Source organism: Nostoc sp. XA010, assembly GCF_020829625.1.
Lineage (GTDB): Bacteria > Cyanobacteriota > Cyanobacteriia > Cyanobacteriales > Nostocaceae > Nostoc.
On record NZ_JAIVFX010000010.1, the window covers coordinates 34,641 to 48,123 of the forward strand.

At 41.0% G+C, this 13,483-nt stretch carries 13 protein-coding genes and 1 other RNA gene; 5 read left to right on the forward strand and 9 right to left on the reverse strand.

From position 1 onward, the window contains the following. The first annotated feature begins 184 nt into the window (after window positions 1–184). Window positions 185–748 (forward strand): Uma2 family endonuclease, encoded by a 564-nt coding sequence (locus LC608_RS16375; protein WP_229554547.1) that lies wholly within the window; start codon window positions 185–187, stop codon window positions 746–748. A gap of 37 nt (window positions 749–785) precedes the next feature. Beyond that, complete coding sequence (locus LC608_RS16380) at window positions 786–1,244, forward strand: cobalamin biosynthesis protein (protein WP_229554548.1); 459 nt, start codon at window positions 786–788, stop codon at window positions 1,242–1,244. A gap of 92 nt (window positions 1,245–1,336) precedes the next feature. On the opposite strand, the gene LC608_RS16385 is transcribed toward LC608_RS16380, so the two are convergent. The 8 genes from LC608_RS16385 to LC608_RS16420 all read right to left on the reverse strand — a co-directional run bounded on the left by LC608_RS16385 (window position 1,337) and on the right by LC608_RS16420 (window position 8,478). Next, window positions 1,337–1,690 carry a phage holin family protein gene (locus tag LC608_RS16385; RefSeq protein WP_229554549.1) on the reverse strand — a complete coding sequence of 118 codons (354 nt, stop codon included), beginning with the start codon at window positions 1,688–1,690 and terminating at the stop codon, window positions 1,337–1,339. A 384-nt stretch (window positions 1,691–2,074) separates the two neighbouring features. Beyond that, window positions 2,075–3,100, reverse strand: a complete 1,026-nt coding sequence (locus tag LC608_RS16390) for a peptidoglycan-binding protein (RefSeq protein ID WP_229554550.1) — start codon at window positions 3,098–3,100, stop codon at window positions 2,075–2,077. Between the two features lie 89 nt (window positions 3,101–3,189). Then, window positions 3,190–4,461, reverse strand: coding sequence for a pitrilysin family protein (locus LC608_RS16395; protein ID WP_229554551.1), 1,272 nt, complete (start codon window positions 4,459–4,461; stop codon window positions 3,190–3,192). Window positions 4,462–4,534: 73 nt separating this feature from the next. Next, window positions 4,535–5,800, reverse strand: a complete 1,266-nt coding sequence (locus LC608_RS16400) for a pitrilysin family protein (RefSeq protein ID WP_229554552.1) — start codon at window positions 5,798–5,800, stop codon at window positions 4,535–4,537. Window positions 5,801–6,138: 338 nt separating this feature from the next. Then, window positions 6,139–6,322: non-coding RNA, 6S RNA (ssrS, locus tag LC608_RS16405), on the reverse strand. A 61-nt stretch (window positions 6,323–6,383) separates the two neighbouring features. Beyond that, the gene (locus LC608_RS16410) at window positions 6,384–7,535 is read right to left on the reverse strand and encodes a 5-(carboxyamino)imidazole ribonucleotide synthase (protein ID WP_229554553.1); all 1,152 of its coding nucleotides are present in this window, start codon (window positions 7,533–7,535) and stop codon (window positions 6,384–6,386) included. Next, entirely contained in the window at window positions 7,532–8,023 is a 492-nt protein-coding gene (locus LC608_RS16415; RefSeq protein ID WP_229554716.1) for a pentapeptide repeat-containing protein, read from the reverse strand. Before LC608_RS16415 ends, LC608_RS16410 begins: the two co-directional genes overlap by 4 nt. Before the next feature lie 302 nt (window positions 8,024–8,325). Next, on the reverse strand, window positions 8,326–8,478 hold the full coding sequence (locus LC608_RS16420; RefSeq protein WP_096607063.1) for a lmo0937 family membrane protein: 153 nt from the start codon (window positions 8,476–8,478) through the stop codon (window positions 8,326–8,328). Window positions 8,479–9,000: 522 nt separating this feature from the next. Between LC608_RS16420 and LC608_RS16425 the strand changes: the two genes are divergently transcribed. Then, window positions 9,001–9,324 (forward strand): hypothetical protein, encoded by a 324-nt coding sequence (locus tag LC608_RS16425; RefSeq protein WP_181373898.1) that lies wholly within the window; start codon window positions 9,001–9,003, stop codon window positions 9,322–9,324. A gap of 135 nt (window positions 9,325–9,459) precedes the next feature. Here LC608_RS16425 and LC608_RS37560 read toward each other — a convergent pair whose 3' ends face one another. Further along, window positions 9,460–9,606 carry an ImmA/IrrE family metallo-endopeptidase gene (locus LC608_RS37560; RefSeq protein WP_374108406.1) on the reverse strand — a complete coding sequence of 49 codons (147 nt, stop codon included), beginning with the start codon at window positions 9,604–9,606 and terminating at the stop codon, window positions 9,460–9,462. A 222-nt stretch (window positions 9,607–9,828) separates the two neighbouring features. On the opposite strand from LC608_RS37560, the gene LC608_RS16430 reads away from it, so the two are divergent. Further along, window positions 9,829–11,007 carry an acyltransferase family protein gene (locus LC608_RS16430; RefSeq protein ID WP_229554554.1) on the forward strand — a complete coding sequence of 393 codons (1,179 nt, stop codon included), beginning with the start codon at window positions 9,829–9,831 and terminating at the stop codon, window positions 11,005–11,007. 300 nt (window positions 11,008–11,307) lie between these two features. After that, on the forward strand, window positions 11,308–13,362 hold the full coding sequence (locus LC608_RS16435) for an FAD-dependent oxidoreductase (RefSeq protein WP_229554555.1): 2,055 nt from the start codon (window positions 11,308–11,310) through the stop codon (window positions 13,360–13,362). Window positions 13,363–13,483 lie beyond the last annotated feature (121 nt).

The window sequence follows — 13,483 nt, forward strand, 5'->3', positions numbered from 1 at the left end:
ATTGGTGGAGTTGGAAGAAAGGTTTTGTTGGGGGACTTCCAGAGAATAAATTACCCAATTTATTCAGATGATATTTTTATATTTCCTCCTGCTTCCTGCCCCCTGCTCCCTGCCCCTTGCTCCCCTGCATACACAACGACGATTGATTATTTTTTTAATTGGAAGTCCTTGGAGGCGATCGCAAATGGTACGGACAGCATCAAAAAGCATAACTTTGGCAGAGTTTCTGAAGCTACCAGAAACGAAACCCGCTAGTGAATACATCAATGGTCAAATTATTCAAAAACCAATGGCACAGGGGAAGCACAGTACAATTCAAGGTGAAATGGTTAGCACTATTAACTTAACGCTGAAGCCCAAGCGAATTGCACGAGCGTATCCAGAACTGCGGTGTACTTTTGGCGGAAGGTCGATAGTGCCAGATGTTTCTGTGTTTACTTGGCAAAGAATTCCTCGTGATGAAAATGGCCAAGTTGCCAACGTATTCCAAGCTGCTCCCGATTGGACTATCGAGATTTTATCACCTGACCAAAGACAAACGAAAGTTACAAAAAATATTTTGCATTGCCTGAATTATGAAACACAAATGGGTTGGCTGATCGATCCAGAAGAACAAACAGTATTTGTGTACATCCGCAATCAACAGCCAGTCATGTTGGATGAATTAGAAGCTTTACTTCCTGTGCCAGATTTTGCAAGTGAGTTGAGGCTGACGGTGGGAGATTTATTTGGTTGGCTGTTGGAGTAAACCAAACCCTGACGAATTGAATAAGGAAATACACCAAGTGCAACAGGTTTTATGGGTAGGAATCGGTTGTAAACGGGGAACCTCATGGCAGTTGATTGATCAAGCAATTGAGCAAGTCTTTCGAGAAAATCAACTTTTTCAAAGTGCGATCGCAGGTTTTGCTACCATTGACACTAAATCCTCAGAAGTTGGTTTACTAGAACTTTGTAACCTACGCAATTTGCCCCTAAAAACTTTTTCTGCCGAAATCCTTCGCTCTGTCTGTGTCCCCAACCCTGCCAAAATTACCGACCACAAAGTAGGTACACCTAGCGTAGCAGAGGCAGCTGCTATTCTTGCAGCTACTCAAACTCCATTGTTGACTGCTTCCCCTTTTAACAGCACAGAAGCATTGGGAGTAAGGTTCTTAGTTCCTAAACAGATTTTCCAGCTAGAAGGGCAAACAGGAGCGGTAACGCTAGCTGTTGCCCAAGCCTCAAATATTATTAGTCATTAGTCATTGGTCATTGGTCATTGGTCATTAGCTAAAGTAACACTAGCTGTTGACCAAGCCTCAAATATGAATATTACAAAACTTAACTAATCTTTCTAGTCAACAACTCTCAAAAAATAGTTAATTACGCTAGAAACAATAGCTAGCACAATTGAACCTAACAAAGCAGGTAAAAAGCCCTGAATCTCAAAACCAGAACCAGGAGTCAAGGCACTTGCTAACCAAAGGGTTAAAGCGTTGATTACCAATGTAAATAAACCAAAGGTGAGTAAGGTAATCGGAAACGTCAAAATCTGTAAAATTGGTCTAACAAATGCATTAACCAGACCAATAACAAGGGCAGCTATTAAGGCAGTCACAAAATTCTTGATAAAGAATCCCGGAACGATATTAGCAGTCAGAAATAACGCTACCGCAGTACCGAGCCAAGTTAATAAAAAGTGTTGCATAAGTTTTTTTAGAGGATTTAGCAGTAAGTTTAATTAATTTCACTATTTACAGCTGTGATCTGTAACACTATCAGGTGTCGTTGTGCTTGACTCTTAAAGGTGCCATCATTTTTTGTCAGCCCAAAAGCAATGTAATTTTTCAGTGCTGGCATAGAGAGATACTTTTAATCGGTGTATCTTTATCGTATTGCAGGATGTACCACGAATTAAATTCATCAAAAATTAATAGAGCAGCAAAACTTCTACAGAGGTTTCTCTTGCAAGAGAAACCTTTGTATCTAAAACAGGGTATTTACCACTAGCAAGTTCCAAAGTCATTAACGGAACTCCCAAAATTGCACTATAGTGGATAGCAACTTTAGTATCAGCCTAAAGCTGTTGGGACTAACGCCGCAAAAGAACCTCCCAGGTAGAGCCACCAACTACACCATCAGCTTCTAAACCATAGCGCTTTTGTGCAGCTTTCACAGCTGCTTCGGTTGTCTCGCCAAAGTCTCCATCGGCATCGCCCTTCAAGAAACCAAGCTTTTTCAGTTGTTGTTGCAACTTAACAACTTCAGAACCACGTAATCCTATACGCAAAATTGGCATTCCTTCTGAGGTGTATTGAATACCAGGGGTTCGCTTAGTAGTTGTGTTTGGCTGAGTTCGAGTAGTTTGTCTAGTCCGTGTTGTTGACGGATTTCGAGTAGTTGATGTAGTCCGATTCGGCGTTTTTTGTGTGCTTGAAGTTGTAGTTCTTCGTGGGGTAGCAGGTCTTGGTTCAGGGCTGTTCGGAACTTGTTTTACAGCTTGTCTTGGGGTAGTAGGTCTTGGTTCGGGGTTAGTTGGAACTTGTGTTACAGCTTGCCTTGGAGGATTGGGATTTGCAACGTTGGTGAGGTTGCTAGCCTGGGTTGGAACAGGAAAATTGGTAGCTGAGTTAAATCTTGGCTGGGATGAAGGAACGGTTGATGCTGCTACTGGTTTATTAGGGAAAAGTCGTTGCCAAGTGCTGGCATCAACAATGCCATCTGGATTCAAACCAGCAGCTTGTTTAAACCGGGAAACAGCACTGGCTGTATTCTCAGTATATGTACCATCTACGGCACCAGAATAAAAACCCAAAAGTTTCAGAGCTGCCTGAAGCTCAGATACGCGTTCGCCTTGGCTACCAACTTTGAGGATAGGGCGGTTGATGCTATCTTGAGGATTTACTTGGGCAATTTTTTGTGGCGCTGCTATTGATACTACAGCTGTTGAGGCAATAAGCAGAGGCGTAATGGAGAACAAGAGTATTTCACTGGCTAATAAAGATTTAGACCTCTTTGTCCACCAAGCTTTTGGCCGTTTTTCCATCCTACAGCGATTTACAGTTGGGTCTAGTAATTTTAAGTAACTCAAAATACTTGCTGTCAGGCTGCTTTGCATGGAATTTACTCCCAGAATATTCTCATGCTAATGGTACAGCCGCTTGGTCTAAAAAACAGCTGCTGCATTTTACGATTCTACATTTTCAGTTATGCGATCGCTCGATTAATTGCTTCTTCTTGACCAACTAAAGACAAGTAAGGCTCTTTTAAATACTTACGAGCTGAAGCGATGGCATCCTGGGCACTCACAGCCGCAATCAATTCTTGGAACTTTGTATCAAAATCAATTCCTAAGCCCAAAATTTCATACCAACCGTATATCTGAGCAATTTGCCCGTTTGTTTGTTTACCCAAAGCGTACTGCCCCAGTATCTTGTTTTTAGCAGCTTTGAGTGCGCTTTCGGATACTTCGGTGGTAGATAATAAATCTACTTCTGTACGCAGTCCTTCTAGGGCAATGCTGGTATTTTCTGGTGCTGTACCCATGTAAACCACAAACGAGGCTGGAAATAGCCTTGTGGAGTAAAAGGCGGATACTTCGTAAGCTAAACCACGCTTTTCCCGCAATTCAACAAACAAGCGACTAGAAAGCCCATTTCCCAAGTAGGTACACAGTAACTTCAGTGCGGCGTAATCAACAGAACTCACTGACGTTCCCAAATACCCAAGCATCACGATTGATTGTTGTGTTTGTATTGGCTTAACCCTTACCTGCGGTTCCACCTTAATCTCAGGTAAATTCAGTATTGGCGGTGCTTGGGCTGGCGCTTGCCAATCAGCAAAAACTTCTTCTACCAACGCAGCTGCATCTGTGGCTGTGACTCTACCAGCAATACTAATTACTACATTATCTGGACGGAAATAAGTTTGGTGATACTCCACTAAATCCGCACGAGTTAAGCTACTCATGGTGGTTTCATCTCCCAGCACCGACATGGAGTATGGATGATTTTGGTACATTACCTGCCGCATTTGTTCAAAGGCGACATTGAACGGTTGCTCTTTTTGGGAACGAATATCCTGGAGTGCTAAACGCCGTTCTAGTTCCACTTGAGTTTCGGGAAAAGTAGGCGATCGCAAAATCCGCCCTGCTAATGTTAAAATTTCCCCAAAATCGGATGTTACAGTTTTGAAAGATAGCAGAAAATAATCAGTGCCAGCATCTGCACTCAAACTCGCTCCTACAGACTCGACTTTTTCTGCAATTTCCAAACTAGAAAGACCATCGCATCCCTTTGTCATCACTGCTGAGAGCAAATGTGCCAACCCTGCTTGCTCCCGGTTTTCGTTACAACTACCAGCACGCACAAAAATTCGCGCCGCAATAATATCCGCAGCAGGATTTTCTGCCACCAGCACTACAATGCCATTGTTCAATACAGTACGATGGATAGGCGATTTTTGCAGCAAGGTTGTCATTTATCGTTTGTCCTTTGTCCTTTGTCATTTATCGTTTGTCCTTTGTCATTTGTCTTTTGCTAATGACTAATGACTAACAGGGCTTAAGTACAGTAACCGCGTAATTTTCAAGCGAGAGATATTGTTTAGCTAGTTTTTGCAGTTCTTTGGCATCAAAAGACTGAATCTGCTGAGGATATGTCACAGCTAATTCAGCTTGGGCGATGGTGTTGTAATATCCATAAAGCCCTGTAAGCTGATTTGGCGTTTCTGTAGAAAACGCATACTCATTACATAGCAGCCTGCGTGTACGAGCAACTTCCTGTTCGCTAATTCCTGTAGTCTGCAAATCATCCAAATGAGCGCAAATTAAGGACTCAACTTCCTCCAAATTTTCTGGTTCCAACCAGGCAGTAATTGTAAATAAACTCGATTCCTGTTGTAGAGAAAAACTACTATAAATCCCCTGTACCAATTGCAAATCTTCTCGTAAATCACGCACTAAACGCGAAGTCCGCCCTTCTGCCAATAACACTGACAACAAATCTAAACCAAAGCCAGCGCGGATTTCTTCTGCTCCAGGAACCAGCCACGCCATCAATAATCGCGCTTGTTCTATGCGTGGTAAACACAGTTCTTGACGATGAATACCCGTTATTACTGGCTTTGTCACTTTCTCAAACTGCGGACAATTAGAGCGTTCAGCAAAATCAGCAAATGAACTATTTACCATTTCCCAAGCTGGTTGCTGGGCTATACCTCCTGCAATTACCACCGTCATGTTTTCCGGCTGATAGTGAGTGCGGTGAAAACAGCGCATTGCTTCTGGCGATTGCTGCATCAGTTCTTGCTCAGTACCCAACACCGAACGTCCGTAAGGGTGATGCGGATAGATGCTTTGAATCAGCGTTTGAAAGCCTATCCAATCAGAATCGTCCTGACAAGAGCGAATTTCCTCTAGCACCACGTCCCGTTCGCGGCTAAATTCATCTTCTGGAATTGCCGCATTGAGCAGTAGCTCTCCCAAGTAGGGCAGAGTATCTTTTAAATAAGGGGCAGCTGTGGTGAGTGAATAATGAGCATAATCATAGCTTGTCGCCGCATTACTCACGCCTCCCCGATTTTCAACTTGGGAATCAAACATTCCAGGGGGTAGCGTCGCCGTACCTTTAAAAATCATGTGTTCTAAAAAGTGCGCCATGCCAAACCACGGTTCTGGCTCTATGCTTGCTCCAGCACGCACCCAAACATCCGCCACAACTACAGGGGTAGTGGGAATCTCTTGATGAATAAAAGTTAAACCACTGTCTAATCGGAAGACCGAGGCTGGAAATACTGTATTAGTTAGTTTCTGTGACAATTTTCTGTAGCTTTAACCACAATTTCAGATAATTTTGTCATCTTAACTCTGAACGATACCTAATTTAGAATCAAGTTATACAGATTTTGTTTTTATCTCCAAATATTACTAATTTCTAATTAAATTTTTTTGATTAATATAGCCAAAATGCTGAATCTGCGTTGTTTCAGATTTTTAGTTTAGATTTCCTTATTTTTGACATAAGTAATACTTATTTAAAGAATTGGGGTTGCCTATTTGCGAGATGATTTAGCAACTTCCAAAACTCTCCCCCTGTTCTGTAATACCAAATAATTAAAGCTCCTAAGTTCTAACTGACTTTAGGAGCTAATAATTTTAAGTTCACCGCGACGCCGTTTTACCTAAGTTTATGACCTGGGTTTATCCAGGTGGGAACCTAAATTCCTCGTTTAAAGTTTCCGGGTACATGCCCGGTATACTGCCACGAGAACAGTTGACTCCCTTGTCATTAAAGGCATAGATCAAAAAACTTGATGGCAGTCACCAACGTCGTAGTGCAACTTCACTCATTATAGCTTTCAAAAAGATGTTGTGTGTTCAATATCGAAAGTTTCCGATCTATTTACCTGGGATACCAGATAGATTCTATGTTGTGGGCGATGGCGATCGCTTGCTCTCGATTCTGATTATCCAGCAAAACGGTAACATGTCCCAACTTCCGCCCTGGACGTGATTCTGTCTTCCCATACCAGTGAACGTGCGCCTGAGGAATTTCTGCTATTTGTTGACGCTGGCTTTGGTAGTCGCTGTGAGAGTTTTCATACCCCAGTAGGTTCACCATCACAGCGCTGGCGCATTGCAAAGCCGGATTTCCTAAAGGTAAACCACAAACGGCTCTCAGGTGCTGCTCAAACTGCGAAGTTTCACAGGCGTCAATAGAAAAATGCCCAGAATTGTGGGTACGGGGTGCAATTTCATTTACCAGTATTTTGCCATTAGTACCCAGAAATAGCTCAATTCCAAAAATGCCCACTACTTCTAGGCTATTTAATAGAGTATGTGCGATCGCTTGGATTTCTGCTACTTGATTAGGCGTAATTTCAGCAGGCGCAATTACCCGCCGACAGACTTGTTGTTCTTGTTGGGTTTCTACCACTGGGTAAGTTACAATTTCTCCCTCTACAGAACGAGCTGCAATTATTGCTAGTTCTCTTTCAAAAGGAATAAATTCTTCTAACAAGAAAAGTGATTGATTTAAACTTGTTGTGGTTTCATCACTTAGCTTTTGCTCTAAAGTAGCAAAATCCTGAATTATGAAAGTACCTTGACCATCATAACCGTGGCGGCGCGATTTTAGGACTACTGGAAAACCTAGATATTCTATTTTGGATTTGAGATTTTCTACCTCGTCAAGGGCTAAAAATTGGGGAACAGGTAAGCCCAAGTCGCGTAAATAGCAACGCTGATGATATTTATCTAAAAGAGGAGCTAAAGCTTCTAATCTGGGACGAAAACAAATGCCTTGGTGTGCTAAAACAGATAAAGCATCTAAGTTAACAAATTCGTTTTCAAAGGTGATGACATCGCATTTTTGAGCTAATATTTCCGTAGCAGTTGCGTCATCAACTGGGGCAAAAACAGTTTCTTTCGCAATTGACACAGCCGGGTCGTGTTCACTAGGAGTTTGTACTACTAATTCTATTCCTAGCCTCTGTGCTGCATCTGCCATCATCCAGGCAAGTTGTCCGCCACCAATTACACCAACACGTTTCATTGACATCCTAGAGAATCACGAGTTTGCACGCCTGTTTTGGAATTCACACCACTGGCTTTACCGCACAGTTCTTTGATTTGCGCTCTATCCAAAATTGCATCTGTAAAATCTGCACCGTCTATATTCACATTATTAAATATGGCGCGGAGCAAAAGAGCTTCTTTGAAAACTGCATCGCTCAAATCTGCCTTAGTCAAGTTTACCTGATCGACCATTGCATTAGTTAAATCTGCTCCGTGGAGATTTGCATTTGTCATCACCGAAGCACTCATGACTGCTCCCCGCAAATCAGCGTTAGAAAAGTTAGTCAGTTCCATATTGGCGTTAGAAAACTCCGCAGCTTGCAAGCTGTCACCAGAAAAATCACGCCTTGACAACTCTGCATTGCTAAATGAAAGCGGATGAGTCCAGTCTACTGCCTGTGCGGGGTCTGCCACGCACCATATAATTATTCCTAGAAGGAACGCCAACCCTTGCCGCAATAACATATTGAGAGCTAATTTAGTGTCTAATCGCTGCATTTAACTACCACATTTGAATATTAGCAAGACTGATCATCTTAATTAAGACTCCCAGGCTTGCTACTGGACTTGGGGAAGGTGTATTTCCCTAGCTTAATATTTTGTAACGCAAAAAGGGTGGATGCGTAGCCTGTGGTAGACATTGCTTCTCACCCTTAGTAGCTAGACGGCAATATAGCGTTTTCTAAGCAGCTTAGGTACACTCAAATCTTTTTTGCCAAGGTTAGTAACTTTGAAAACCTACCTTACCAAATCGGGAACCGCTATATTTACACATCACGCGCTTTGAAAAAATTATAGATAGCAAGGGCGATCGCTAAAAGTAGCACTGCATGAATTAAATTTCCGGCAATATGAAGTGCCAGTCCTAATGCCCAAAAAGCAATGAGTACAACAACAATACCCCAAAGTATACTCAACATATATTTGATTTGAATCAAGTAAGTTTTTATTTCTTTAGATATTTTACTCTTAGTTTCACTTTGATTCTATTTACCCTCAGAGAGGTATAGAAATTTAAATCATCTTTCTTGAGAAAGAAAATTAATTTAAAATTTACCTTTTGTCCTTACCCGCAATTCTATTTACCCTATGATTGAGCCTACGCCCATGAATTTGTTTACAATTCTTCTGTTAGATTTGAATTTCAGGATATAAGGAGTTCTCTTAAGCAGTAATACTCATGAGCTTATTTACAATTCTTGATTTTCAATGTTTCAAGTAAAGTTTATTGTCTTTTAAATTCAACAGCCCCCATGAACTGTTAGTCTTTTAATTAATGAAAGCAAGGTTTGAGCGTAATTATATGCGTCTCAACTGCTTAACAAAGCTTAAAGGTTGGATAATTAGCGTTAATTTTATAGTGATTAGTTAGTTGTTCAGGAATCTCCAAGAGTTTACATTCACCAAGTACACAACTTACACAAACCGAACTCTGAAACCCGATGATGAATCATTACTCACTTCAATGGATTGAGGCATGGTGCCAAGAAAATGGCTGGACAGATTTGTTTGTCGAGCGACGTAATAACTTCTGGGCTTTCCCTCCGGGTGGGGTAATGCCGGAACCAATTCCAGTTCACGTTCTCAGAGTGATTAAAGCCGAGAAGGGATTGACTTTTGAAGAACGATTGTGGTCGATGTCCGCAGTAATTGGCACAATCCTAGCTGTTCTCTGTACCTTTTGGTTGCAGTCACCAATGCCATTAGTTTTGGCTTTCGCTTTTAACGCCGTTACAGTCGCTCAATTTGAACTTGAAGATGCCTAAATTCTTATTTTGGGCTTTGCTATTAAAAGCTGCTCTTGTCTACTTTCAGCAAGAGCAGTTTTTAATTTCAGAAGAAGAGACGAAATTACTACAGTTTCAGCTAAAGATTATTAGTTATTGATTAATAAGTTCTGTTTATTGGCAGTCGTTGTTTTGTTTACGTTTTGGTAGTCCAGTTACCGAATCAAAGCCAACAGGCTTATGATTCAGCAACAAATGAGCTATTTCATGCATCAGATTTGATTTATACCGTGTAGGTGCATGACGGGGGTTGTATACAATTCAGAGCGGGCGAGATCGCTTATAATTGCTCCCACCCATCACTAGCAAGTAATACTGCTACTTGCTCTGGCTCTAAATTTGGAATCCGATCGGGCGAATGTTAATATTTTGCGGCATCATTGCGATCGCCGTATCACCCCATAGGTGGTGAAACCCCATTTACAAAATTAGAAAAAACTGATTAAATATCTTATACTTAGTGTTAATTTAAACATACTATTTATGAATTCAATCACAGATAAGACTATAGAGAGAATATTTTCTTTAGATTCACTACGTGGTATTGCTTGTTTAATTGTCTATAATTGGCATTTTGCGTTAGGATTTATGCCAGTAATTACAGGCGTAGTAGCTTCTAACTCAGATTATTCATGGACTAAACTACCAATTTTTGTATTTATTAATGGTTCATCTGCCGTTGTAGTATTTTATGTATTGTCAAGTTATATACTTGTAGATAAATTTTTTATAGAAGAAAAAGTTCAGATTCTAGCAGAGAGAATTATAAAAAGATGGTTCAGACTTTCTTTATTAACTTTATCCGGAACTACTATTTCTTGGTTTCTCTTTAGATTAAATATTTATAATTTTAAGGAAGCTGCTCAAATAACAGGCTCTAACTGGCTTGCAACTTTTGGCTATGCCAGTCAAATTCCTACACATAATTCAATCTTATCAGCTATTTATCAAGGAATATTCGGTGTATTTTTTCAAGGTGAGGCATATTTTGATAGCTCGCTTTGGACAATCAAAACAGAATTTACAGGTAGCTTAATTGTTATTCCTGTTGCTGTCATATTTCTTGAGTTCAGGAAATCTCAGTTAAGTCTCTTACTTCTTAGTTTTACATATTTCATGTTATTTAATCAGTTCAATATTTACATGAATTGTTTTTTAATGGGAATGATAACATCTTTTATTTGTAGGATTTATCACTTGGAAAAATATATAAATAAATTTAGTAATTTAGGAATTATTTCTGTATTTGTCGGATCTATATTAATTTTAGGATTTAAGGAGAATCAAGGTTTTTATAGATTTTTACCTCATTTTTTAGCATCAAAACATAATATTGTATATGTTTATACATTTTCTGCTTGTGTATTAATTGCTTTGTTGCAGTCAAAATTTTTACTAAAATTTTTAACAAAAAAACCTTTCCTATATCTAGGCAAAATATCTTATCCATTTTATGTAATACACATTTTAAGTTTATTTTCTGTAGGTAGTTGGATCTTTATCTTAGGATGGCAAAAAATTCCTACCTATTTATTGTTAATAATTACATATTTTATTTGTCTAGCTTGCTCTTTATTAGTATCTAATTACCTTATTATTTTAGATATGAAATGGCAGAGATTTATACGTGCAGTGTATCGCAGGTTTAATGGGGTACAGTAACAACAGTTTGTAAACAACCTCTACAAAGACAGGATTTTAAGACCCTATTTCCGAATATGCAAAGATATCGGCTCAACCTCAATAACGGGAACATTTAGGCCGATCGCGCCGGAAAAAAGTACTGAGCAATAAGTATTTTTAACTCAGCTTTAATAACTTCAGGGTAAATTTAGCTACATACTCAGTATTTTAGGTGTAAAAATTGGATTTAAATATATTTACGCTTATAAACTTGTGATGATCATTTCTCGGATGCTACCGTCTACAAGGTGACACAGGATTTGGAGCAGTTTTTTAACCATGAAGCGCAGACACAAAGTAGCTTATAGCTTAACATCGCTGATCAGTCTCAACTTAATATCTAGCTTAGTTGCATTTGATGGAGCGATGGCTACGCCAATGCCAAAGGCGAACGCCACAGTACCGAGAACCCCAGATAAAACTGTCAATTGCGAGATTTTAGTTGCGGGTGGTGGACTATCGGGTGTCGCCACAGCTTACGAGGGGTTACTAGCCGGACGAACGGTTTGCCTCACGGAAATTACTGACTGGCTGGGAGGACAAATTTCTTCTCAAGGGACATCTGCGTTAGACGAACGCCCAACTCAGCGTGCTCTCAAATTCTATTCTCGCGGCTACCTAGAATTGCGAAACCGCATTGGGCGCAAATACGGTGAACTTAACCCCGGTGACTGTTGGGTAAGTGAATCCTGCTTTCTTCCCCACGATGCTCACGCCATTTTGGCCCAGATGCTCAAAGATGCCGAGAAGCAAGGCAAAGGGAAGTTGCAATGGTTTCCCAACACGGTAATTAAGGATTTGGAAATCGCTGCTGATGGCAAAATAATTAATGGTGCGATCGCAATCCAACATCAACCACCAAAAGGCGCACCACCACTCAATACCTTTACTTTATCTCAAAGTATTGAAGATTCTTATAGCTACGAAAACTCATCTCGGTTTACCAAAACTATTGTCCGTTTCCTCCCCAAAGCAGATAAAGGGGATGCTCCTAAGTGGTATGTCGTAGACGCGAGCGAAACTGGAGAAATTATCGCCCTTGCTGATGTCCCCTACCGATTGGGTATTGATGCCCTTTCTTACCTAGAACCTTCGGCTTCTAGAAGCAACAACGACCCTTATTGCCCTCAAGGCTTTACCTACACCTTTGCAATGGAGGCAACTAAGGAACCACAACCGCAGACGATGCCCCCATTTTATTCACAATACGCACCATATTTCAGCTATGAATTAACGCGACTGGCTAACTTTAACTTAGTTTTCACCTATCGTCGCATTTTGAGTCCAAACAAAGGGAAACCAGAAAAATTTGGTGGTGTAAGTTTTACTGCTGCTACACCAGGGGACATCTCTATGCAAAACTGGACTTGGGGTAACGATTACCGCCCCGGAACAGCCCAAGATAACCTGATTTACAGTCGCCAACAGTTAGAAAGTACTGGGCAGTTAAACCCAGGTGGTTGGATGGGGGGATTGCGAACAGAAACCCTCCGCAAAGCTGAGGAAAATGCCCTATCTTTCTATTATTGGTTGGTAGCTGGGACTACAGATTCCCAGTTGGGGGAAGGTGTAAAGCAGCAGCAAAGCAATAACCGCTTTGTTTCCGGGTTAAATTCCCCAATGGGGACAGTGCATGGCTTATCGAAATATCCCTATATGCGCGAAGCACGGCGGATAATTGGCCGCCCCAGTTGGGGACAACCTGGTGGCTTTGGTATTTGGGAAATTGATATTTCTCGACGAGATTACAATGATCAGTATTATTCCCAGACTCTACCAGCAGATATGTATCGAAGGCTACGAGCAGCACTTGCAGGTTTGGAAGCAGTATCAGTAATTGAAGGTAAAATTTCACCAGAAAAAGCAATGCGACGGACTCGTTCTACCATCTTCCCCGATGCTGTGGGTATTGGTCACTACGCTATAGATTTTCATCCTTGTATGGTGAATAGTCCCCCAGAAGCCCCTGGTAATACAGAACGTCCAGGCGAAAGGCGTGGTGCAGGTCAAGCTTATCCCTTCCAAATTGCTTTGAGGGCAATGATTCCCCAGAAAATTGATAATTTACTGGTAGGTGGCAAAAGTATTGCTACTAGTCATATTGCTGCTGCTGCTTATCGAGTCCATTCCTTTGAATGGTCGTCTGGCGCAGCTGCCGGAACTGTTGCTAGTTTTGCCCTGAAAAATGCGATCGCACCCTACCAATTAGTCGATGACTTACCCAAACAAGAGCTACAACTGGAAGCACTCAAACGGCTTTTGGAACAAAATGGCAACCCCACAGCCTTCCCCGATACATCCATTTTTAACGAAAACTGGGATAATTGGCGATAGATAGTCATTAGTCATTGGTCATTGGTCATTTGTTAAGGACAACGGACAACGGACGAATGACGAATGACAACTGGCAATGGACTAAACTAGTTGCTTGTAGTGTAGTTTTGTAAAATTATCT